This is a genomic window from Mesorhizobium sp. M0800 (genome assembly GCF_040320095.1).
GTDB lineage: Bacteria > Pseudomonadota > Alphaproteobacteria > Rhizobiales > Rhizobiaceae > Mesorhizobium.
In genome coordinates this window covers 397051-419201 of the sequence record NZ_JAMYOZ010000001.1, presented here as the reverse complement: position 1 = coordinate 419201, position 22151 = coordinate 397051, and the positions used below count along the sequence as shown (strand labels likewise).

Genomic DNA, 22151 nt, shown 5'->3' with positions numbered 1-22151 from the left:
ATTGGGAGGGGTCGTTGTGGACCAAGCCTTACTACCCAGTCTTGTGACGAAGCCGATCCAGCGCGTCTCGAAGTGCGTTGGCGGCATCGCCACGCTCGTCAGGGGACATCAGCTCCGGTTCAAGTTCCAACCTGAAGTGCGGCAGCTCGGTTCGAACAGCACGACGAGCGGCCGCCAAATTGGCCTTCAGATCGATGACGCGGTAGGTGGCGACGGGATAGGCGATCCCCTTGACCTGGACTTGCCCCAGTTCCTCACAGTCGATTGCGTCCTTCACTTGCGCAAACGTCTCGTAGGAAATGAGTATGGCCCCCGGCGGCGCCTCCTGCTCCAGGCGCGAGGCGAGATTCACGGCGCCGCCGATTATCGTGTAATCCATCCGGTCCTCGCTGCCGAAGTTACCGACGGTGCAGTAGTCGGTGTGGATGCCGATGCGACAGCGCAGCGGTGTTTCGATCCCCATGTCCCGCCAGACTTCGGCAAGCTCGCTAATCCGCTTTTGCATTGCAAGTGCCATCTGCGCGCAAGCCAGCGCGTCCTCCTTGACGCCGCGAGTCTCGGGATCGCCGAAAAACATCAGGATCGCGTCGCCGACATATTTGTCGATCGTCGCGCCGTGATCCGAAGCAATTTTCGACATTTCCGTCAGATAGTGATTGAGGAGTTGGGTGAGATCCTCGGATTCCATTTTGTCAGTGGTCTCGGTAAAGCCGGCGATATCGGAGAAGCATATTGTCAGTTTCTTCCGCTGGCTGGCGATCCTGACCTCCTGGCGGCCGGTGAATATCGAGCGATACACCTGGGGCGCCAGATACTTCGCCAGCTTGCTGGAAAGCGCCTCCAGAACCACGGATTTCTCGGCGAGGTTCTCCTCCCTTTGCTTCAGCTCAGTGATGTCCGAATAGACGGCGACCGTGCCGCCGGCGCTGATCCGCCGCTCGCTGACCATGACCCATCGCCCGTCGCCTCGCCGCTGCACCCAAGGTTCGCCAGGGTTGCGGTGCCGCGAGAGGCGCTCGGCGACCCACTCCTCGATCCGCCCCTCGGCGTCCCTGATGTAGCCGCGCTCAGCGGATCGGCGAATGATTTGCTCGAATGTCGTGCCGGGCGTCAGTTCGGTCTCCAGACCGGTGTAGAGCAATTCGCGGTAGCGGCTGTTGCTGAGGACTAGCCGGTCCTCCCAGTCGTACAGAGCGAATCCTTCGGAGATGCTTTCGATGGCATCGATGAGCCGCTGACGAGCTTCCGCAACGTCGCGCAGGTTCTTTTCCTCGACCTCGACAGCAGTATCCCGGAAGAGTCTCAGCGCTTCGGCCATGCGCCCGATTTCGTCGCTGCCCGCGGCTGGCAGCGGCGCACGAAGATTGCCCCCCGCAATCGCGAGCATGCCTTGGCTCACGGCCCCCAGTCGGGCGAGGAGGCTGCGGTCGACATAGAGCCAGACAACCAGAACCGAACTCAGGAGGCTGAGAAAGGCGGAGCCGAGTACAACCGCGGTGCCGTAGCGCTGGACGAGCGCGGCTTCGCGACCGGACGCAGCGATCTCCTGATCTGCCGTGGCGACCAGGCGATCGACGCCAGCGGTGAGATTGCGCGACAGTCGATTGTTCTCGGCCAGAAGCCTTTCGCCCTGTGCCAGGACAGCAAACTCGTCCTCCCGCACCTTGGGGATGCTGTCCTCGCCGTCGGTCAAACCCCTGAACTCGTCAACACGCTGCCGGAAGCGGGTCCGCAGCTTTTCGTCGATCTCCGTGGAAACCTTTTCAAGAGCAGTGAGCGAACGGCGTAGCGGAAAAAGGATCAACGCCAGGTCGCCAGGCGTCGGCGCGTTCGCGACCTTCACCAGCGCGTCGTTGACCGCCGAGATCTCCAGCTGCGCCTTCTGCTGGGGAATGTAGGCCGCAATCGCCTGGACCAGGTCGGCCATCGCCGCTGCGCGTCGATCGGGCGACAGCGACGTGTCGGCCGCGACCGCCCGCCATTGCGGGAGCCTGGAATCCATTACTAGGATGCCGGTGGCGACAAGGCGCTGGCTTCCGGTCGTCGTCGCGGCGAGGCGGTTCAGGAGCTCCTCCTTGCGGGCGACCACGTCGAGCCGGGCGACAACAAGAGAGTCGAGCTCCTTCAGGTTGCGCCTCAGAACAATCGCGGCTTCCTCGATCTCGGCCAAAGGCACTGTGCCCAACGTGGCATCCCGGAGGTCCGTGCGCAGGGCCTCGAGGCGGGACATCTCGAGCGCGACGGCAGCCGAGACCTCGCTGTGCTGAGCCCTGCTTGTCGCTGCCAGCACCGATGGCGCGGCAGCAGCGACCCGTTCGGCCTGGCGCGACAGCTGGAGGGAGGCGAGCGCCGACGGCACTCGATCCGTGGTAATTCGGTCCACGACGTCGCCAACCTGGAGGAAGGCATAAAGCGCCGCAGCGGTTGCCAGCACCGCAAGGGCGCTGATCCCGAAAAAGGCGAGCAACAGCCGGCCGCGTATGCCGAGGCGTTCAAGCTCGGCGAGTCGGAACAGTCCGGCCACACTGGTCTGCATCAGACTAGACATCTCAGCCGGCACGCCGGCGATCAGCGAACCCTATTCAACCGGCACGTACTCTCCGCCGCGCCAGACGTACCAAACCCAGCTCTGCTTCGTGAGGTCGCCCTTGTCGTCGAAATCGACCCGGCCGATGACGGTGTCGAATTCCTGTTCGTGCAGTGCCGCAATGATGGCCTTCTGTTCCAGCGAACCTGCCTTCGAGACTGCCTGGGCCCAAACCTGGACCGCGCAGTAGCTCAACAGCGTGTAGCCCGCGGGTTCGAAATTCTCCGCACGGAACTGCTCAACGACCGCGGCCGCTTCGGGGCTTCGCCTCGGGTCCGCCGGGAACGTGAAGAGGGTCCCCTCTGCCGCGGGGCCGGCGATCAGGGCAAATTCCTCGGTCGCCAAAGCATCTCCGGATATGAGCTGAACCGTGTAGCCACTGTCGTGTGCAGCGCGAGCAATCAGCGCAACCTCGGCATGATACCCACCCACATATAGGGCGGAGACGCCGGCGGTCTGCAACGTAGCGACCTCGGCCGAATAGTCGTCCTTCCCGGGAATGTATGCGTCGTAAACGGCCTCAGTCACGCCCCGCTTGTTCAGCTGCTTCCTGGTCTCGTCGGCGAGACCCTTCCCATAGGTCGAGTTGTCGTGGAGGATCGCAATCTTCTTGTTGCCCCAGCGATCGGCAAGGTAGTTGCCAGCGATGAAACCTTGCGCGTCGTCGCGGCCAATGGTGCGAAAGACATTGGCACGGCCCTGTTCGGTCAGCTGCGGATTGGTCGAGCCTGGGGATATCTCAACGACGCCCGCCTCCTCGTACACTTTTGATGCGGGGATCGAGGCCCCGGAGCAATAATGCCCGACGACGAGCACGACCCCGTCAGCCACCAGCTTCTTGGCGGCCGCCACGGCTTGCTCGGGATCGCAGAAGTCGTCGACCGAGATGAGCCTCACCTTCTGGCCGAGCACGCCGCCCGCTGTGTTGACGTCGGCCACTGCCATCTCCGCGCCGCGCTGTCCCTGCTCGCCGATCCAGGCGAGCCGTCCCGTCATCGCAGCCGAGACGCCGATCAACACCTCCGCCCGCGCGGAGCTGAACACGGCCGCGAGAACTAAGATCGCTATGGCGATGATGCGGTGCATGTGTGCACCCCCTTAACTGCAGCTTACGCCAATCCCGTTAAAGCCGACAGCCCCTTCGGCAAGCGCGACTGTCTCGGGCTGCTATTGCAGCGCACACCCAATTTGGCGAAGCAAGCATACACTGGAATGGCGTGTCATAACTTCGTTCGCTGAGGTCGGAATCGCGCGCCAAATCCGGACGTTACCACTGACCGGAGTGAGCGTCGTGATCCCCCGCCTCAGCTTCCCCCTATCTCTCCTCCACAATCCGCAAATAAGCCGCCGTCACAAACAGCACGATTAACCCAAACAATATCTACCACGCCCCTTCCGGCATCTGCAAAATCGTCAGCAGCGTCGTCAGCGCGGTGGGGATCAGCGCCGTTGATTGTGCCGGTGCAGCCCGTCGCGGCCGCCGAAGATCGAGGTGCCGCCGACGACGGCGGCGGCCACCCAAGGCAGCACCAGCGGGTCGGCGAGCGACGGCTTTGATCAGGCCGATGTAGTGCAGTGCCGACGAGCACGCTCGAGATAACGGAGAGCGCCGTGATCACCTGCCAGCAGCGGACGCCGGACAGGCGTGTTGCCCGTTCGTTGTCGCCGACCGCCCCAGCACCACCGCCGCGACGCTGGCCGTCGCGTCCAATTCCTCAGGCGGCGCCTGGACGCCGGCTTTGTTTCCGTGAATCTCGCGATGCCGCATTGCACAATCGTCTCGCCTGCGCAAAATGCGGCATGATCCGCAAATCCCTCACTGTCCTGGTGATCGATGAAAACCACATCCGCGCTTCGATAATCGAAGCGGGATTGCGGGAGGCTGGGCATCAGCAGGTCACGGTCATCCACGACGTCGCCGGCATCGCGCGACGGATCGCCGAGATCGAACCCGACGTCATCGTCATCGATCTCGAAAATCCCAACCGCGACATGCTCGAAAACATGTTCCAGCTTTCGCGCGTGGTGAAGCGGCCGATCGCCATGTTCGTCGACCGCTCGGATCAGGCTTCGATCGAGGCAGCGGTGGAAGCCGGAGTGTCGGCCTATGTCGTCGACGGCCTGCGTCAGGAGCGGGTCAAGCCGATCCTTGACATGGCAATCAGCCGCTTCAATGCGTTTTCGCGCATGGCGCGCGAACTGGAAGAAGCCCGCAGCGAATTGGAAAGCCGCAAGGTGATCGATCGCGCCAAGGGCATCCTGATGAAGTCGCGCGGCCTGTCGGAGGACGCGGCCTACACGCTGCTGCGCAAGACCGCCATGAACCAGAACCGCAAGATCGCCGAGATCGCCCAGAGCCTGGTAACGGCGGCAGGCCTGCTGGATCCCGAGGAGAGTTGACGATGGCGGCCGAGCACCGGATCAATGCTGGCTTCATGCCGCTCTTCGACAGCGCTGTCCTTGTCGCGGCGAAGGAAATCGGCTTCGCCCTGCGTGAAGGCATCGACCTGACGCTAAACCGGGAAACGTCCTGGGCCAACATCCGCGACCGCATCGCCATCGGCCATTTCGATCTGGCGCACATGCTGGGGCCAATGCCGATCGCCTGCAATCTGGGGCTGACGCCGCTCGCCTCCGACACGGTCGTGCCGTTCTCGCTCGGCCTTGGCGGCAATTGCGTGACCGTTTCGAACGCCGTCTGGGCGGGCATGGCCGCGCACGGCGCCCGACCCGACCTCGATCCGGCGCGGGCCGGCAGGGCGTTGGGAGCGCTGATCCGCGAACAGGCAAATGCCGGCGGCGATCCGCTTCGCTTCGCCGTCGTCCATCCGCACTCCGGGCACAATTACGAATTGCGCTACTGGCTCGCCGCCTGTGGCATCGACCCGTCGCGTGAAATCGAGATCGTCATCGTGCCGCCCCCCTTCATGGCCGACGCACTCGCCGCCGGCAGGATCGACGGCTACTGCGTCGGCGAACCCTGGAACAGCGCCTCGGTCGTCGCCGGCACCGGCCATATCGCCACGGTCAAGGCGGCCATCTGGAAGACCAGCCCCGAGAAAGTCGTCGGCGTGCGCAAGGCATGGGCGGAAAGAGAGCCGGACGCGCTTTCAGCCCTGCTGCGTGCGCTTCATCACGCGGCGCGCTGGTGCCAGGATCCGGCAAACCGTGGCGAACTCGCGGCCCTGATGGCGCAGCCGGCCTTCCTCGGGCTTGCGCCGGCGCTGCAGATGCCGATCCTCAGCGGCCATCTGGCGCTCGGCGGCGGCGCCGAACTGAGTGTCGGCGACTTCTTTCTGCCCTTCAACAAGGCGGCGAACTTCCCGTGGAAGAGCCATGCGCTGTGGTTCTACACGCAGATGGTGCGCTGGGGGCATGTCGCGCACACGCCGGAAAACCTCGCTATTGCCCGCGACTGCTACCGCCCCGATCTCTACCGCTCGGCGTTGAAGCCGCTTGGCGTAGCGCTTCCCGGTGCCAATGCCAAGGTCGAGGGCGCGCTGAAGGCCGCGACTCCGGTCGGTTCGGCGGGGGCAAGCCTGGTGCTCGGTCCCGATGGTTTCTTCGATGGCCAGATCTTCGATCCCGACGAGATCGACGCCTACATTGCCGGCCAGAAATTGGCGCGTGCCGAAGTCTGATCATTTCGGCGGCATTCTTGTGCGCTGCACAAAAAATGTGCGTGCAACTGCGCTAATGAACAATCTTTGGCTTGCTCGCCCAGCGGGCCGGCGCGCCGACGATTTTGGCATGTCATTGATCTCGTTGACGTTTGTCATCCATTCCGAAACTGGCACGGTTCCTGCGTTGCAATAGGCAGACTCTTCTCGGGGTCACGAAATAGGCGTCCAATGGCGGGCGCTACAGGCAACGCTGCCGCTCAGGTCAACACGCGATCCCGGATGGACGGATGCGCGCGGCCTGGCCGGCGGCTTTTTTGTTTTGGTCGAACACGCAATCGACGGCGCCGATCCCAAGCCGCGCCCAACCGGAGATGACGATGACGAAAAGCACCAATAGCCATTCCGTCCAAACGGCGATCAGCCGCCGCGATTTCCTGAGGATCAGCGCGGCCACCGCGGCAACGCTGGCCGCGACGCGTGCGCTGCTGCCCTCCGGCGCCCATGCGGCGACCGCCGTACCGGAAGTCACGGGCGCCAAGCTCGGCTTCATCGCATTGACTGATGCAGCACCGTTGATGATCGCCAAGGAGAAAGGCCTGTTCGAGAAATTCGGCATGCCCGATGTCGAGGTGCTCAAGCAGGCCTCCTGGGGGGCGACGCGCGATAATCTGGTGCTCGGCGGCGAAGCCAACGGCATTGACGGCGCCCATATCCTGACGCCGATGCCTTATCTGATGCACACCGGCAAGGTGACGCAAAACAAGCAGCCGCTGCCGATGGCGATCGTGGCCCGCCTCAACTACGACTGCCAGGGCATTTCCGTCGCCCAGGAATATGCCGGCACCGGCGTCGGCCTCGACGCCTCAAAGCTGAAGGACGCCTTCGCGGCCAAGAAGGCCGCAGGCAAGGAGGTGAAGGCCGCCATGACCTTCCCGGGCGGCACGCACGATCTTTGGCTGCGCTACTGGCTGGCCGCCGGCGGCATCGATCCCGACAAGGACGTATCGACCATCGTCGTGCCGCCGCCGCAGATGGTCGCCAACATGAAGGTCGGCAACATGGACGTGTTCTGTGTCGGCGAGCCGTGGAACGAGCAACTCGTCCACCAGGGCGTCGGCTTCACCGCCGCCACCACGGGCGAGCTATGGAAGGGGCATCCGGAAAAGGCGCTCGGCCTGCGCGCCGCCTTCATCGACAAGTATCCGAACGCCACCAAGGCGATCCTGATGGCCGTCATGGAAGCCCAGCAATGGTGCGAGGCAAAAGAAAACAAGGACGAGATGGCCGCCATCATCGGCAAGCGGCAATGGATGAACGTGCCGACCGCCGACATAATCGGCCGCCTCAAGGGCGACATCAATTACGGCAATGGCCGCGTCGCCAACGGCACCGATCTCTACATGAAGTTCTGGCAGGGCGGCGTGTCCTATCCCTTTAAGAGCCACGACTCCTGGTTTCTCGCCGAAAACATACGCTGGGGCAAGTTCGCGCCGACCACCGACATCAAGGCGCTGGTCGACCAGGTCAACCGTGAGGATCTGTGGCGCGAGGCGGCCAAGGATCTTGGTGTCGCCGCGGCAGATATCCCGGCCTCATCATCGCGCGGCACCGAAACCTTCTTCGACGGCAAGATCTTCGATCCGGCCAACCCGTCCGCCTATCTCGACAGCCTGAAGATCAAGGTGTCGGCCTGAGCCTGACATAGATGCGCGGCAGGCGGTGGCAGCGCCGCCTGCCTTGCACCTGCCGCCAAGGAGTTTTTCGAGAAATGTCTATCCAAGCCATCGAGGACCGCAAGGTGAAGCCGTTCCCCGCACCGGCCAAGCCCGCCGAAATCATCGCCTTGACCGCCAGGGCGCGGCGCCGCTTCGACCCGGCCGCGATCGCCGCCGAACTGGCCAGCACGCTGGTGCCGCCGGTCATCGTCATCACCATTATGCTCGTCGTCTGGCAGGTCGCCTGTTCGTCGCCCACAGCCAGCCTGCCACCGCCGAGCCAGGTGTGGAACGAGGCCTATGACCTGATCGCCCATCCGTTCTTCAACAATGGCCCGCAGGATATCGGACTCGCCTGGCGGGTGCTGATCTCGCTGCAGCGCGTCGCCATCGGCTTTGGCCTGGCGGCTGTCGTCGGCGTCGCGCTCGGCGCGCTGGTTGGCCAGTCGATCTGGGCAATGCGCGGCCTTGATCCGGTGTTCCAGATCCTGCGCACGGTACCGCCGCTCGCCTGGCTGCCGCTGTCGCTGGCGGCGTTCCGCGATTCCAGCCCGTCGGCGATCTTCGTCATCTTCATCACCTCGATCTGGCCGGTGATCATCAACACCGCCGTCGGCGTCCGTAACATTCCAGAGGACTATCGCAACGTCTCCCGCATCCTCAGGCTCAACCAGCTCGAATTCTTCGTGAAGATCATGGTGCCGGCCGCGGCACCTTACATCTTCACCGGCCTGCGCATCGGCATCGGCCTGTCGTGGCTGGCCATCGTCGCCGCCGAAATGCTGACCGGCGGCGTCGGTATCGGCTTCTTCATCTGGGATGCCTGGAATTCGTCGCGGCTGCCCGACATCATCGTCGCACTCGCCTATATCGGCGTCACCGGCTTTTGCCTCGATCGCCTGGTCGCGACGGTCAGCGTCTTCGTCACCCGCGGCACAACGGCAAAGTGAGGAGAGGGACGATGACGGCCTATCTGAAACTCGACCACATCGACAAATCCTTCGCCCGCGGCAGCCAGGTCAGCGACGTGCTGAAGGACATCCGGCTGACCATCGACAAGGGCGAATTCGTCTCGATCATCGGCCATTCCGGCTGCGGCAAGTCGACCTTGCTCAACCTGATCGCCGGCCTGACCAAGGTCTCGGCCGGCGCGGTTCTGCTCGAAGACAAGGAGGTCGATAGTCCCGGCCCGGAACGCGCCGTGGTGTTCCAGAACCACAGCCTGCTGCCATGGCTCACCGTCTACGAAAACATCAATTTGGCAGTCACGAAGGTCCTTGGCCGGAGCAAGAGCCGGGCCGAGCGGCATGAATGGATCATGCGCAATCTCGATCTCGTGCAGATGGCGCATGCCAAGGACAAACGTCCGGCCGAGATTTCGGGCGGCATGAAGCAGCGCGTCGGCATCGCCCGGGCGCTGGCCATGGAGCCGAAGATCCTGCTGCTCGACGAGCCGTTCGGGGCGCTCGACGCGCTGACCCGCGCCCATCTCCAGGACGCGGTGATGGATATCCATTCGAGGCTCGGCTCGACGACGATCATGATCACCCATGATGTCGACGAGGCGGTGCTGTTGTCCGACCGCATCGTGATGATGACCAACGGCCCGGCGGCCACCATCGGCGAGGTTCTTGCCGTGCCGCTGGCCCGGCCGCGTCGGCGCATCGAGCTTTCCTCCGACCGCACCTTCCTGCGCTGCCGCGAGGCGGTGCTGAAATTCCTCTACGAACGCCACCGCTTCGTCGAAGCCGCGGAGTAAGGCCATAACAGGAAAACTCGTCATCATCATTGGCAACTGCATCGGCAGTGGGCAATCTACCGCATTGCACAAACATTATGCTGCTGTGCAAGGCATTTTGACTAATCTTTGATCCGCTGCCGAGCTTGGTCAAAAGTCGCGCGGCTGCGGTTCATATTGATTTCATTCGATAATTAAGAGCGCTGTCGAATTGGCACGCTTCCTGCTTTCCAAAATGTAGGGTCCGCAAGGGCCAAGTGACACGGCGTCCAATGGCGGGCGCCACAGGCAAAGCTGCCGCTCAGGTCCACACGCGCTCCCGGAATCCCGGACGCGAAGACCTGGCCGGCGGCTTTTTTGTTTTGACGCAATCGACGGCGCTGGTCCCAAGCGGCGCCCAACCGGAGACGACGATGACGAAACGGATCGGAACTGGCGCGTCCCTCGCGGACTTCACGCGCCGCGATTTTCTGGCCGTCAGCGCGCTGACGGCGGCGCTGTTCACCGCCGCGCTCCTCCTCTTTCCCGCCGGCACCAAGACTGACGGCAAGGGTCTCGAAGTGACCGCGCACAGCTCGGTTTCAACCAGTTCGCCGATGCTGCGCCGCTGACAGTCGCGAACGAACAGACAAGGGCGGTGCCTCCCACGCCGCAAACCGGAGCCAGAAAATGACCGCAAATCTCCCAGCCGCGCCCAGCCAGGACAGCGCTCCCCGGCAGGCGCTTGCCATGTCCACCATCGCCTTCACCGTCTGCTTCGCGGTGTGGACGATCTTTTCAATCATCGGCGTGCGCATAAAGCAGGAGCTGGGGCTGAACGAGACGGAGTTCGGCCTGCTCGTCGGCACGCCGATCCTCACCGGCTCGCTCGTCCGTATGGTGCTCGGTGTCTGGACCGACCGTTTTGGCGGACGGCTGGTATACACCGCGACCATGCTTGCGGCGGCGGTCGCGACCTTTCTGCTCGCTTTTGCGCACACCTACGGGCAGATGCTGGTCGCCGCACTAGGCGTTGGGCTCGCCGGCGGTTCCTTCGCCGTCGGTGTCGCCTATGTCTCGCGCTTCTTCCCGGCCGGCAAGCAGGGTACGGCGCTTGGCATTTTCGGTGTCGGCAATGTCGGCGCCGCGGTCACCAAGTTCCTGGCACCGTTCGTGCTTCTCTCCTGGGGCTGGCAGTCGGTCGCGCTGATCTGGGCGGCAGCACTCGTCGTCATGGCCGCCGTCTTCTGGTTCACGACCGGCGACGATCCGGTCATCCGCGAGCGCCGCGCCGGCAAGGCAGCGCCCGCGAGAAGCTTCTTGCAGGAATTCGCCCCGCTCAAGAACCTGCAGGTCTGGCGCTTCGCCTTCTATTATTTCTTCGCCTTCGGTGCATTCGTGGCGCTCTCGCTGTGGCTGCCCCGCTACCTGATCGGCGTCTACGGCTTCGGGCTTGCGACCGCCGGCATGATCGGGGCGGCCTATTCAATTCCAGCAAGTATTTTCCGCGCCTACGGCGGCGTGCTTTCCGACCGGATCGGCGCCCGCACCGTGCTCTACTGGACCTTCGCTGTCAGTGCCGCCGCGACTCTCGTTCTGTCTCTCCCCTCGGCAGATTACGTCGTGCGCGGTGTCAGCGGGCCGATCGCCTTCCATTTCGAGGTCGGCCCGCTCGCCTTCATAGCCGTTGCCTGTGTGCTCGGCTTCTTCATGAGCCTTGGCAAGGCTGCCGTCTACAAGCACATCCCGACTTACTATCCGCAGAGTGTCGGCGCGGTCGGCGGCGTTGTCGGCATGATTGGCGGGCTCGGCGGCTTTATCCTGCCAATCGTCTTCGGAGCGCTCAACGACCTCACCGGCGTCTGGTCGAGCTGCTTCATGCTGCTCTTCGTCATCGTCGCCACCTGCTTTGCCTGGATGCATTTTTCCATCCGGCGGATGGAGCGCACGGCGTCTGACGAAGCCTCAGGCCTTTCCTACGCGGCTGAGTGAGACCGGAGTGGATCAGGACATGACCGAGAAACTCGTTATCATTGGCAACGGCATGGCCCCCGGGCGCATGCTGGAGCACCTCCTGGAAAAGGCGCCTGGGCGCTACCAGGTCACCATCTTCAACGCCGAGCCGCGCGTGAACTACGACCGCATCATGCTCTCGCCGGTTCTGTCGGGCGAAAAGGCCTATGAGGAGATCATCATCCATGGCGACGGCTGGTACATCAAGCACGGCATCACCCTCTACAAGGGCCACAAGATCGTCGCCATCGACCGGCAGGCAAAGACCGTCACCTCCGATCATGGCGTGACCGAGCCCTACGACAAGCTCGTCATCGCCACCGGCTCGGTGCCGTTTATCATTCCGGTGCCAGGCCATGATCTGCCCGGCGTGCTCACGTATCGCGATCTCGACGACGTCCGGGCGATGATGCTTGCCGCCCAGTCGCGGGCCAAGGCGGTGGTCATCGGCGGCGGCCTGCTCGGCCTGGAAGCGGCTGCGGGTCTGAACGCGCAAGGGATGGACGTCACCGTGCTGCACGTCATGCCGACGCTGATGGAGCGTCAGCTCGATCCGGCCGCCGGATATCTCCTGCAGCGCGCCGTCGAGCAGCGCGGCATCAAGGTCATCACCAAGGCCAACACCCAGGCGATCACCGGCAACGGCAAGGTCGAGCGGGTGGAGCTTGCCGACGGCACAGTCATTCCCGCAACGCTCGTCGTCATGGCGGTGGGCATCAGGCCGAATGCGGCGCTGGCGAAGGAAGCCGGCATTGCGGTCAATCGCGGCATCGTCGTCGACGCCGGCATGCGCAGCAACGATCCCGATATCTACGCAATCGGCGAATGCGCCGAGGTCAACGGCCAGGTCTACGGGCTGGTCGCGCCGCTCTACGAGATGGCGCGCGTCGCCGCTAGCCATCTGGCCGGCAATGAGGCGGCGGCTTTCGTCCACATGGACACGCCGACCAAGCTCAAGGTCACCGGCATCGAGCTGTTCTCTCTCGGCGACTTCGCCGAGGGCGATGACCGCCAGGAGATCGTGCTGCGCGATGCCGCGGCCGGCGTCTACAAGCGCCTGGTACTCAAGGACGACCGCATTATCGGCACCGTGCTCTATGGCGAGACGGCGGACGGCGCCTGGTTCAACGACCTCAAGAAGAAGCAGACCGACATATCCGAGATGCGCGATACGCTCATCTTCGGCCAGTCCTACCAGGGAGGCGCCCCCCTGGACCCTATGGCGGCCGTTGCAGCCTTGCCGGATGATGCGGAAATCTGCGGTTGCAACGGCGTATGCAAGGGAAAGATCACCGGCGCGATCACGGCCAGGGGCTTGACCTCGCTCGACGATGTGCGCGCCCACACCAAGGCGTCGGCGTCCTGCGGTTCCTGCACCGGGCTGGTCGAAAAGCTGATGGTGCTGACCATCGGCGACAAATACAACCCCGCGGCGGTCCAGCCGATGTGCAGCTGCACCGCGCTTGGCCATGACGAGGTCCGCCGGCTGATCAAGGCCAAGGGCCTGAAGACCATTCCCGCCGTCATGCAGGAGCTGGAGTGGAAAACCTCCTGCGGCTGCGCCAAATGCCGGCCGGCGCTCAACTATTATCTCGTCTGCGACTGGCCCGACGAATACGCCGACGATTACCAGTCGCGCTTCATCAACGAGCGCGTCCACGCCAACATCCAGAAGGACGGCACCTACTCGGTAGTGCCGCGCATGTGGGGCGGCGTCACCAATGCCGCCGAATTGCGCGCCATCGCCGACGTCGTCGACAAGTTCGAGATCCCGATGGTCAAGGTCACCGGCGGCCAGCGCATCGACATGCTCGGCATCCGCAAGGAAGACCTGCCGGCGGTATGGGCCGATCTCGGCCAGGCTGGCTTCGTCTCCGGCCACGCCTATGCCAAAGGACTGCGCACGGTGAAGACCTGTGTCGGCTCGGACTGGTGCCGCTTCGGCACGCAGGATTCGACCGGCTTGGGCATCCGTATCGAAAAATTCATGTGGGGCTCGTGGACCCCGGCCAAGGTCAAGATGGCGGTGTCGGGCTGTCCGCGAAACTGTGCCGAGGCGACCTGCAAGGATGTCGGCGTCATCTGCGTCGACTCGGGCTACGAGATCCATTTCGCCGGTGCTGCCGGCCTCGACATCAAGGGCACCGAGGTGCTCGGCATGGTCAAGACCGAGGACGAGGCGCTGGAGCATATCGTTGCGTTGACGCAGATGTATCGCGAGCAGGGCCGCTATCTCGAGCGTATCTACAAATGGGCCAAGCGCGTCGGCATAGCTGAGATCAAGCGTCAGATCATGGACGATGGCGAGAAGCGCAAAGCCTATTTCGACCGCTTCGTCTTTTCGCAGAGATTCGCCCAGGTCGACCCATGGTCGGAACGTGCTTCCGGCAAGGACAAGCATGAATTCCGGCCGATGGCTTCGGTCGGCTTTGCCCAGGCGGCGGAGTAGGCGCGTGTTCCCGAAAAGTGGAATGCGTTTTCGGACAAGAACACGCGCAAAAGAGGAATAGCCACATGAACTGGGTATCGATAGGCACGCTCTCGGACATTCCGCGTCGCGGCGCGCGCTGCGTCGCCACGCCCGAAGGCAAGATCGCCGTCTTCCGCACGGCCGACGATCGAGTCTTCGCCATCGACGACCATTGTCCGCACAAAGGTGGGCCGCTCAGCCAGGGCATCGTCCATGGCACGGCGGTGACCTGTCCCTTGCACAATTGGGTGATCTCGCTGGAGACAGGCAGGGCGCTCGGCGCGGACGAGGGCGCGGTGCGCACCATTGCGGTGCGGATCGACGGCGAGCGGCTGTTCATTGCGCTGGAAGCGCTGGCCAGCCGCGCGGCGTGAACCATGCAGATTGATGAAGCGCGCGAGGTGAGGACCACCTGCCCCTATTGCGGGGTGGGTTGCGGCGTGCTGGCGAAGGTCGCCGCGGACGGTGAAATAACCGTTCGTGGCGACCCGGACCACCCGGCGAATTTCGGCCGGCTCTGCTCCAAAGGCTCGGCTCTGGCTGAGACCATCGACCTCGACGGCAGGTTGCTATACCCGGAGATCCACGGTCGCCGCACCGACTGGGACGAAGCGCTCGACCTTGTCGCTTCGACCTTCTCGCAAACCATTGCCGAACACGGCCCCGGTTCGGTCGCCTTTTATGTTTCCGGCCAGTTGCTGACCGAGGACTATTACGTCGCCAACAAGCTGATGAAAGGCTTTATCGGCTCGGCCAATATCGACACCAATTCGCGCCTGTGCATGGCCTCGTCGGTCGCCGGCCACCGCCGCGCCTTTGGCTCGGACACCGTTCCGGGAAATTACGAGGATCTGGAACTTGCCGACCTGATCGTGCTGGTCGGCTCCAATCTCGCCTGGTGCCATCCGGTACTCTACCAGCGCATTGCCGCCGCCCGGGAAAAGCGGCCCGAGATGAAGGTGGTGCTGATCGACCCTCGCCGCACCATGACCTCAGACATCGCCGACATGCATCTGGCGATCGCGCCCGACGGCGACGTCGCTTTGTTCACCGGGCTGCTCGCCTATCTCGGCCAGCACAACGCGCTGGACCGCACCTATATCACGGCGCACACGACCGGCTTCGGGCAAGCGCTTTTCGCCGCCTCGGCGCTCGATCTTGCCGGCATCGCGGCTGCCACGGGTCTCAGTGAGGACGAACTGGCCCGCTTCTACAGCCTGTTTGCCGCGACGGCGAAGACGGTGACCGTCTACAGCCAAGGCGTGAACCAGTCGTCTTCGGGCACCGACAAGGTCAACGCCATCATCAACTGCCATCTGGCCACCGGCCGGATAGGCCAGCCCGGCGCCGGGCCGTTCTCGGTGACCGGCCAGCCCAACGCCATGGGCGGCCGTGAGGTCGGCGGCATGGCCAACATGCTGGCCGCCCACATGGAGATCGAAAACCCCGAGCACCGCGAACGCGTGCAGCGCTTCTGGAATGCCCCAACCGCCGCCGAAAAACCCGGCCTGAAAGCGGTCGAGATGTTCCAAGCGGTGGCCGACGGACGCATCAAGGCGCTGTGGATCATGGCTACCAACCCCGTCGATTCGATGCCGGACGCCGATGCCGTCGAGGCGGCGATCAAGGCCTGCCCGTTTGTCGTGGTCTCGGACGTGCTGGCCAAGACCGACACAGTCCGCCACGCCCATGTCCGGCTGCCAGCCACCGCATGGGGCGAAAAGGATGGCACCGTCACCAATTCGGAGCGCCGCATCTCGCGCCAGCGGGCTTTTTTGGCCAGGCCCGGCGAGGCAAGGCCAGATTGGTGGATCATCGCTGAAGTTGCCAAGCTGATGGGCTTCGGCGAGGCGTTTTCGCATGTGTCGCCGGCCGACATCTTCGCCGAGCATGCGGCGCTGTCGGGCTTCGAGAATGATGGCGTTCGCGATTTTGATATAGGCGCGTATGGCGATATCGGTGCAGAGGCCTATGAGGATCTTCTGCCGTTCCAATGGCCAGCGCCGGCCTCACCCTCCCCCTTGAGGGGAGGGTCGGCACGCGCGTTGAGCAAAGCGAAACAAGCGGGACGGGGTGGGGTCGGTGGTGAAGTCTCGACCTCTCCGGGTCGCCCCACCGAGGTGGAGGCCGTCGCAGATGACCCCCTCTGGCCTGCCGGCCATCTCCCCCTCAAGGGGGGAGATCAGCCTGCTGCTCGGCTGTCGCCAGTCTCCCAGGTTGATGAGTGGGCGCAGCCGGCAAAGCCGCCAATCTCCCCCCTTGAGGGGGAGATGGCCGGCAGGCCAGAGGGGGGTGTTCAGGCTGGACATAGCTCAGCCAGCATCCGCTTCTTCGCCAATGGCGGCTTCTACACGCCCGACGGCAAGGCGCGCTTCATTGCCATCCGCCCAGCCGAACAAACCCGCACCAACCCGGACTACCCGCTCGTCCTCAACACCGGGCGCGTCCGCGACCATTGGCACACCATGACGCGGACCGGCAAGAGCCCGCGCCTGTCGCAGCACATGGCCGAACCGTTCGTCGAAATCCACCCGGCGGATGCGCAGCACTATGGTATCGGCGATGCCGACATCGTGCGCGTCTCGACTGGCCATGGCGAGGTGCTGGTTCGCGCGCTGGTGACGGTGCGCCAACGCCAAGGCTCTGTATTCGTTCCGATGCACTGGACCGATCAGATCTCCGCCCGCGCGCGTGTCGATGCACTTGTCCCGCCGACGACCGATGCGATTTCAGGTCAGCCGGCCTCGAAGAACGTTGCCGCCCGAATCCAGCGGTTCGCCGCCGCCACTGCCTTCGGCTTCGCCGTGCTTGCAGAACGGCCCGCATCGATCGACGCCGATTACTGGAGCCTCGCCCGCTGCCCCGCCGGCTGGCGGCTTGAAATTGCGCTGCAGGACAGCCGTGACTGGATCGGGTTTGCCGCCTCGCTGTTCGGCCTCGAAGGCGAGACGCTCGCCTATCACGACATCGCCGGCGGGCACCATCGCTTCGCCCGTTTCGCGGGCAGTCGGCTGGTCGGCGCGCTCTATCTGGCGCCTACCCCGGTAGCGGTGTCGCGCGGCTGGGCGGTCGAACAACTTGGTGCTGACCATGCCGATCGGCAGGCGCGGTTGGCGATTGTCGCCGGGCGGCCGGGCGGCAACAGCGTCGACCGCGGTGCCATCGTCTGCGCCTGTTTCGGGGTCGGTGCCAACCAGATCGCGGAAGCGGTACGCGGCGGCTGTACCAGCGTCGCGGCAATCGGCGCCGTCCTTCACGCCGGCACCAATTGCGGCTCTTGCCGCGCCGAGATCAAGACCATTATCGACGGGCGGCGTCTGCAAGCTGCGGAGTGATGCGCCGAGAAACTCTGCCGTGCCGCTACATGATGCTTACTAGCAATTCACAAACCATGGGCTACCAACGTTCTGACTTCGATTCGCTCGGAACGGGAACCCCATGAACAAAGCCCTGACCTCATTCGCGCTTGCCGCCGTGCTGACGGCCTTGCTGATGGCGCTCAGCCTGATGGTGGCCAGGCATGGCTATCCCTATGGCGCGATCGGCGCCAAGCGCTTGAGCGACGTCGCCGATGCGGGGACGTTCATTCCGCTCGCGGCGATCTATTTTTTCAGCGCACTGCTGATGATGATTCTGCCGATCAGGCTCGCTGGCATCGTCCTGACACATGCCGCCGATGCGATCTTCTGGACGGTCATCGTATTGTTTGCGCTCATCGTTGGATGTCTCGCCGCGAGATTTGCTTTCGGTCAGCGCGATGTGCTCTCCGCACTGCTGAACTGGCGCTTCCTGTTTGTCGCAGCCGTCGTCGGATGCCATGTGTTCATCAACGAGCTGCGCCGCAACATCTTGTTGAGAAGCCTGTTCTTCGTCGTCTTCGCCGCAGCGACACTGGCCTGCCTGTTTTGGTCCTTCACCGTCTGAGCATGTGCGACCGTCGGCAGGCGGCTTAATTCTTGTCGACCGGCTTCGAACGCATTCGCGAAACGGTCTCACGCTCGGCCCGCTTCGAACGCATCGGCGGCAGGCCGCGGTCGATCAGGTCCATGTCTTCCAGCACCATGTCGCCCATCCGCTTGAAGGCGATGTCAAGCGCGCCGGCCCTATGGGCGGAGCGCAGGAACCCCGGCAATGTACGGACCGGGTGATCCTGGGCCAGAGGCTCCTCAGGAAAAACATCGCTGGCGGCGACGATATGGACGCTGCGGACGGCGTCCATCAGTGCCGGGAAATCGACCACGCCGGCTCGGCTGAGCAGGATGAAAGCGGCTCCCTTGCGCATCCTGGCAAACGCCTCGGCACCAAGGAAACCCTGGTTTTCGTTGGTCACCGAAGCGACGACGAAGATGAAATCGCTGTTCGACAGAACGTCGTCGAGAGAGGCCGGCTCGACGCCGTTTTCGATCAGGATCGACGGCGGCAGCCACGGGTCGAAGACTTTTGTCCGCGTGCGAAAGCCTGACAGCAGCCGGTTGAGCGCACGGCCAAGATCGCCGAAGCCGATAATGCCGACATCCGCGCCGGAAAGAAGCCGCGCCGTCCGGTTGCCGTCGCCGCCCCACAGCTCCTTGCCCTGACGAAATGCGAGATCGGCGTCGACGATGCCGCGGGCGAGGTTGAGCGCCATGGCAAGGCCGAGCTCGGCCACCGGCTCTGCAAACACCAGCCCGGTGGTGACGACATGGATGCCGCGCGAAAACAGCGCCTCGTACGGCATGTTGTCGATAAGGTTGCTCTCGACATTGAAGACGCAGCGCAGCGCCTTCATTTTCTCCAGCGTCTCCGGCGTGATCGGCGGCTGGCCGACGATGTAGCGGGTTTCGGCAAGCACATCAGCCGGCAAGGCTGCGACATCTTCGGGCGATGTTTCGACGATGCGGTATTTCGATCGAAATTTCGCCAGCGCAGCCGGCGTGAAGATCAGGTCGAGCGTGCGCGGTTCGGGTGCGCTGATCACCAGCGGCAAGGCGCTGTCGGACATGATACTTTACCTCCCGTGCGATCCGCGTCGCATCACACCAGAATCGTCTTTTCCCGCCCCCGACACCTATCACATGCCTTTCGAGAAGGAGAAGTTTGCCTTCTTCGGCCTTGCGGTGCGGCGGTCGGTGGTCCAGATAGACGGCGATCGAAGGACGACAAGGAAGACAGCAACATGATCCCGTTTCGAAAGAACCTCATCGATGGCGAGTGGGTAGGCGATGCCGGCTCCCGCAACATCAACCCGTCCAATCTCGACGACGTGGTCGGCGAATATGCATCGGGGGGCGCGGAGCATGCTCGGCAGGCCATCGCGGCGGCGAAAGCGGCATTTCCGGCATGGTCTCGATCGGGCCTGCTGGCACGCCATGCGGTGCTGAGGAAGACGTCGGACGAGATCACCGCGCGGAAAGATGAAATAGGCCGGGCGTTGGCGCGCGAAGAAGGCAAGACGCTGGTCGAGGGCATCGGCGAGACTGTGCGGGCCGCCCAGATATTCGATTTTTTCGCCGGCGAGGCGTTGCGCCTGTCGGGCGAGCTGGTACCAAGCGTGCGGCCCGGCGTCGGCGTCGAGATCACCCGCGAAGCGGTCGGCGTCGTCGGCATCATCACGCCGTGGAATTTCCCGATCGCCATTCCGGCTTGGAAAATCGCTCCGGCGCTGGCCTACGGCAACACCATCGTCTTCAAGCCGGCGGAACTCGTTCCGGAGAGCGCCTGGACCATTGTCGACATCCTGCACCGCGCCGGGCTGCCCAAGGGTGTGCTCAACCTGGTGATGGGCAAAGGTTCGGTGGTCGGCCAGGCCATGCTCGACAGTCCTGACCTCAACGCGATCACCTTCACCGGCTCGGTCGGCACCGGCAAGCGCGTCGCCGCCGCCAGCGTCGAGCACATGCGCAAGTTCCAGCTCGAAATGGGCGGCAAGAACCCGCTTGTCGTGCTCGACGATGCCGACCTTGCCGTCGCCGTCGACTGCGCCATCAACGGTGCCTACTTCTCGACCGGCCAGCGCTGCACGGCGTCGTCCCGGCTGGTGGTGACGGACGGCATCCACGACCGCTTCGTCGAGGCGCTCAAGGGCCGGATGGCCAAGCTGGTCGTCGGCGATGCTCTCGATGCCAAGACCCAGATCGGACCGGTTGTCGACCAGAGCCAGCTCAAACAGGACGAGGACTATATCGTCATCGGACGTCAGGAAGGTGCCGATCTCGCCTTCGGCGGCGAGCGGCTCGATCGCGAAACCCGCGGCTTCTATTTGCAGCCGGCGCTGTTCACCGAAACCACCAACGCCATGCGCATCTCGCGCGAGGAGATTTTCGGCCCGGTCGCCAATGTCATCCGCGTCAAGGATTATGACGAGGCGCTGGCGGTGGCCAACGACACGCCGTTCGGCCTGACCTCCGGCATCTGCACCTCGAGCCTCAAGCATGCCACGCACTTCAAGCGCAATTCGGAAGCCGGCATGGTCATGGTCAACCTGCCGACGGCGGGCGTCGACTTCCACGTGCCTTTCGGCGGGCGCAAGGGATCGAGCTACGGCCCGCGCGAGCAGGGCCGCTATGCCGCAGAGTTCTACACCACGGTGAAGACCGCTTACACGTTTGCCGGCTAAGAAAAGGCGGCAGACCAGCCAGGCAGCGAGCAAGTCGATGGCATCTGAGAATACGGACCTGACCTGGCTCAATCCGCCGCCGCACCACGCCTTCGGCAACAATACGGTGCATGTACGGACCGGCGAGGAGACCGACTTCTGGCGCGAGACGTTCTACGGCTTCTGGCGCGACAATGGCCATTTCCTCTATCGTGAGGTCGAGGGCGATTTCAGCGCCGAAGTCACGGTCAAGGGGCACTATGAGGTGCTTTACGATCAGGCCGGGCTTATGGTCCGCCTGAGCGAGACGCACTGGATCAAGGCCGGCATCGAATACACCGACGGGCTGATGTATTTTTCCGTCGTCGTCACCAACGATGCCTCCGACTGGTCGCTGGCCAGCATTCCCGCCGACCCCGGCGGGGTCAGGATCCGCCTGACCCGCCATGCCGAGACGATCCGCGTCCAGTATCGCGACGCATCTGACAAGCACTGGAAACCGGTGCGGCTTGCCTATTTCCCGCCGTCGAAAACGGTCGATGTCGGCATGATGTGCTGTTCGCCGCAGCGCGAGGGCTTCGAAGTGACATTCAGCGACTTTTCGATCGGCCCGCCGATCTCGCGGGAGCTTCACGACTGAGGCGCCGCGATCCGGTCGGGCGGTTTGCGTCCGGCCCCGCCTCAGTAGGTCGCCCGGCCGCCGGAGACGTCGAAGACGGCCGCCGTCGTGAACGAGCATTCCTCGGACGCGATCCAGCAAATCAGCGCCGCCACCTCCTCGACCTCGCCGAACCGCGCCATCGGTATTTTGGACAGCATGAAGTCGATGTGTTGCTGGCTCATCTGCTGGAAGATCGCGGTGCGCACGGCCGCCGGCGTGACGCAGTTCACCGTTACTTTGGTCTTGGCCAGTTCCTTGCCGAGCGATTTGGTCATGCCGATCACCGCCGCCTTGGAGGTGCTGTAGGCCGAGGCGTTCGGGTTACCTTCCTTGCCGGCAATCGAGGCGATGTTGATGATCCTGCCGTAATTGCGTTCGAGCATATGCGGGACCAGCGCCTTGTTGCAGAAGAAGACGCCGTTGATGTTGATGTCGATGACCCGGCGCCAATCCTCGACGGAATACTCCCAGGTCGTCATGTTCGGTCCGGTGATGGCAGCGCTGGTGACAAGGATATCGACCGCGCCAAGCGCCTCGATCGTCTCTCCGGTGGCGGCTTCGACCGCTATGGGATCGGCGACGTCGATGGTCACGCCGTGCAGGCCTGGAACAATGGCCTTGGCGTGCTCGATCTGGGCGGCATCGCGATCCCAGACCGAAACACGCCCGCCTTCGTCAGTGATCCTTTGCGCGACGGCCAGGCCGATGCCTGAGGCGCCGCCGGTGATAACAGCAGATCGTCCGGCAAATCGTCCCGCGAAACTCATCGGCATGTGGTCTTCCTCCCAATG

The 22151-nt window shown here is 63.7% G+C and carries 18 protein-coding genes and 1 pseudogene; 13 read left to right on the top strand and 6 right to left on the bottom strand.

Annotation, left to right across the window (positions count from 1 at the left end; genetic code table 11):
- Window positions 1–31 precede the first annotated feature (31 nt).
- From NKI18_RS01970 to NKI18_RS01960, 3 genes and pseudogenes are all read right to left on the bottom strand, one after another.
- Window positions 32–2548 carry an adenylate/guanylate cyclase domain-containing protein gene (locus NKI18_RS01970; protein WP_502900643.1) on the bottom strand — a complete coding sequence of 839 codons (2517 nt, stop codon included), beginning with the start codon at window positions 2546–2548 and terminating at the stop codon, window positions 32–34.
- A 30-nt stretch (window positions 2549–2578) separates the two neighbouring features.
- A complete protein-coding gene (locus NKI18_RS01965) occupies window positions 2579–3673 on the bottom strand; it encodes a branched-chain amino acid ABC transporter substrate-binding protein (RefSeq protein WP_352448431.1) in 1095 nt (364 codons plus the stop codon).
- 229 nt (window positions 3674–3902) lie between these two features.
- Window positions 3903–4260: pseudogene (locus tag NKI18_RS01960) on the bottom strand (ABC transporter permease); the annotation flags it as partial.
- Between the two features lie 127 nt (window positions 4261–4387).
- Between NKI18_RS01960 and NKI18_RS01955 the strand changes: the two are divergent.
- Window positions 4388–4987, top strand: a complete 600-nt coding sequence (locus NKI18_RS01955) for an ANTAR domain-containing response regulator (protein WP_023676288.1) — start codon at window positions 4388–4390, stop codon at window positions 4985–4987.
- 2 nt (window positions 4988–4989) lie between these two features.
- A complete protein-coding gene (locus tag NKI18_RS01950; RefSeq protein ID WP_352614407.1) occupies window positions 4990–6228 on the top strand; it encodes a CmpA/NrtA family ABC transporter substrate-binding protein in 1239 nt (412 codons plus the stop codon).
- A 244-nt stretch (window positions 6229–6472) separates the two neighbouring features.
- Here the strand turns inward: NKI18_RS01950 and NKI18_RS01945 are convergent, their stop codons facing one another.
- Entirely contained in the window at window positions 6473–6601 is a 129-nt protein-coding gene (locus NKI18_RS01945) for a hypothetical protein (protein ID WP_352614408.1), read from the bottom strand.
- On the opposite strand from NKI18_RS01945, the gene NKI18_RS01940 reads away from it, so the two are divergent.
- From NKI18_RS01940 to NKI18_RS01900, 9 genes are all read left to right on the top strand, one after another.
- Complete coding sequence (locus NKI18_RS01940) at window positions 6588–7904, top strand: CmpA/NrtA family ABC transporter substrate-binding protein (protein WP_352614410.1); 1317 nt, start codon at window positions 6588–6590, stop codon at window positions 7902–7904. The two genes, NKI18_RS01945 and NKI18_RS01940, sit on opposite strands and share 14 nt — an antisense overlap.
- 74 nt (window positions 7905–7978) lie before the next feature.
- Window positions 7979–8875, top strand: a complete 897-nt coding sequence (gene ntrB / locus NKI18_RS01935) for a nitrate ABC transporter permease (RefSeq protein ID WP_352614411.1) — start codon at window positions 7979–7981, stop codon at window positions 8873–8875.
- A gap of 11 nt (window positions 8876–8886) precedes the next feature.
- Window positions 8887–9684 carry an ABC transporter ATP-binding protein gene (locus NKI18_RS01930; protein ID WP_352614413.1) on the top strand — a complete coding sequence of 266 codons (798 nt, stop codon included), beginning with the start codon at window positions 8887–8889 and terminating at the stop codon, window positions 9682–9684.
- A gap of 251 nt (window positions 9685–9935) precedes the next feature.
- The gene (locus tag NKI18_RS01925) at window positions 9936–10274 is read left to right on the top strand and encodes a hypothetical protein (protein ID WP_353018704.1); all 339 of its coding nucleotides are present in this window, start codon (window positions 9936–9938) and stop codon (window positions 10272–10274) included.
- Window positions 10275–10332: 58 nt separating this feature from the next.
- Complete coding sequence (locus tag NKI18_RS01920; RefSeq protein ID WP_352614416.1) at window positions 10333–11634, top strand: MFS transporter; 1302 nt, start codon at window positions 10333–10335, stop codon at window positions 11632–11634.
- 19 nt (window positions 11635–11653) lie between these two features.
- Window positions 11654–14104, top strand: a complete 2451-nt coding sequence (gene nirB / locus NKI18_RS01915) for a nitrite reductase large subunit NirB (RefSeq protein ID WP_352614418.1) — start codon at window positions 11654–11656, stop codon at window positions 14102–14104.
- A 65-nt stretch (window positions 14105–14169) separates the two neighbouring features.
- Window positions 14170–14499: a nitrite reductase small subunit NirD gene (gene nirD / locus NKI18_RS01910; RefSeq protein WP_352614419.1), complete on the top strand. Its 330-nt coding sequence runs from the start codon at window positions 14170–14172 to the stop codon at window positions 14497–14499.
- Window positions 14500–14502: 3 nt separating this feature from the next.
- Entirely contained in the window at window positions 14503–17460 is a 2958-nt protein-coding gene (locus NKI18_RS01905; RefSeq protein WP_352614420.1) for a nitrate reductase, read from the top strand.
- A 103-nt stretch (window positions 17461–17563) separates the two neighbouring features.
- Complete coding sequence (locus NKI18_RS01900; RefSeq protein WP_352614421.1) at window positions 17564–18049, top strand: hypothetical protein; 486 nt, start codon at window positions 17564–17566, stop codon at window positions 18047–18049.
- Window positions 18050–18074: 25 nt separating this feature from the next.
- On the opposite strand, the gene NKI18_RS01895 is transcribed toward NKI18_RS01900, so the two are convergent.
- The gene (locus NKI18_RS01895) at window positions 18075–19106 is read right to left on the bottom strand and encodes a hydroxyacid dehydrogenase (protein ID WP_352614422.1); all 1032 of its coding nucleotides are present in this window, start codon (window positions 19104–19106) and stop codon (window positions 18075–18077) included.
- 177 nt (window positions 19107–19283) lie between these two features.
- Here NKI18_RS01895 and NKI18_RS01890 point away from each other — a divergent pair, with 177 nt between their 5' ends.
- Window positions 19284–20720: an aldehyde dehydrogenase family protein gene (locus NKI18_RS01890; protein WP_352614756.1), complete on the top strand. Its 1437-nt coding sequence runs from the start codon at window positions 19284–19286 to the stop codon at window positions 20718–20720.
- A 37-nt stretch (window positions 20721–20757) separates the two neighbouring features.
- Complete coding sequence (locus tag NKI18_RS01885) at window positions 20758–21339, top strand: DUF1349 domain-containing protein (RefSeq protein ID WP_352614423.1); 582 nt, start codon at window positions 20758–20760, stop codon at window positions 21337–21339.
- Between the two features lie 41 nt (window positions 21340–21380).
- Here NKI18_RS01885 and NKI18_RS01880 read toward each other — a convergent pair whose 3' ends face one another.
- Window positions 21381–22133, bottom strand: a complete 753-nt coding sequence (locus NKI18_RS01880) for an SDR family NAD(P)-dependent oxidoreductase (protein WP_352614424.1) — start codon at window positions 22131–22133, stop codon at window positions 21381–21383.
- Between the last annotated feature and the right edge of the window lie 18 nt (window positions 22134–22151).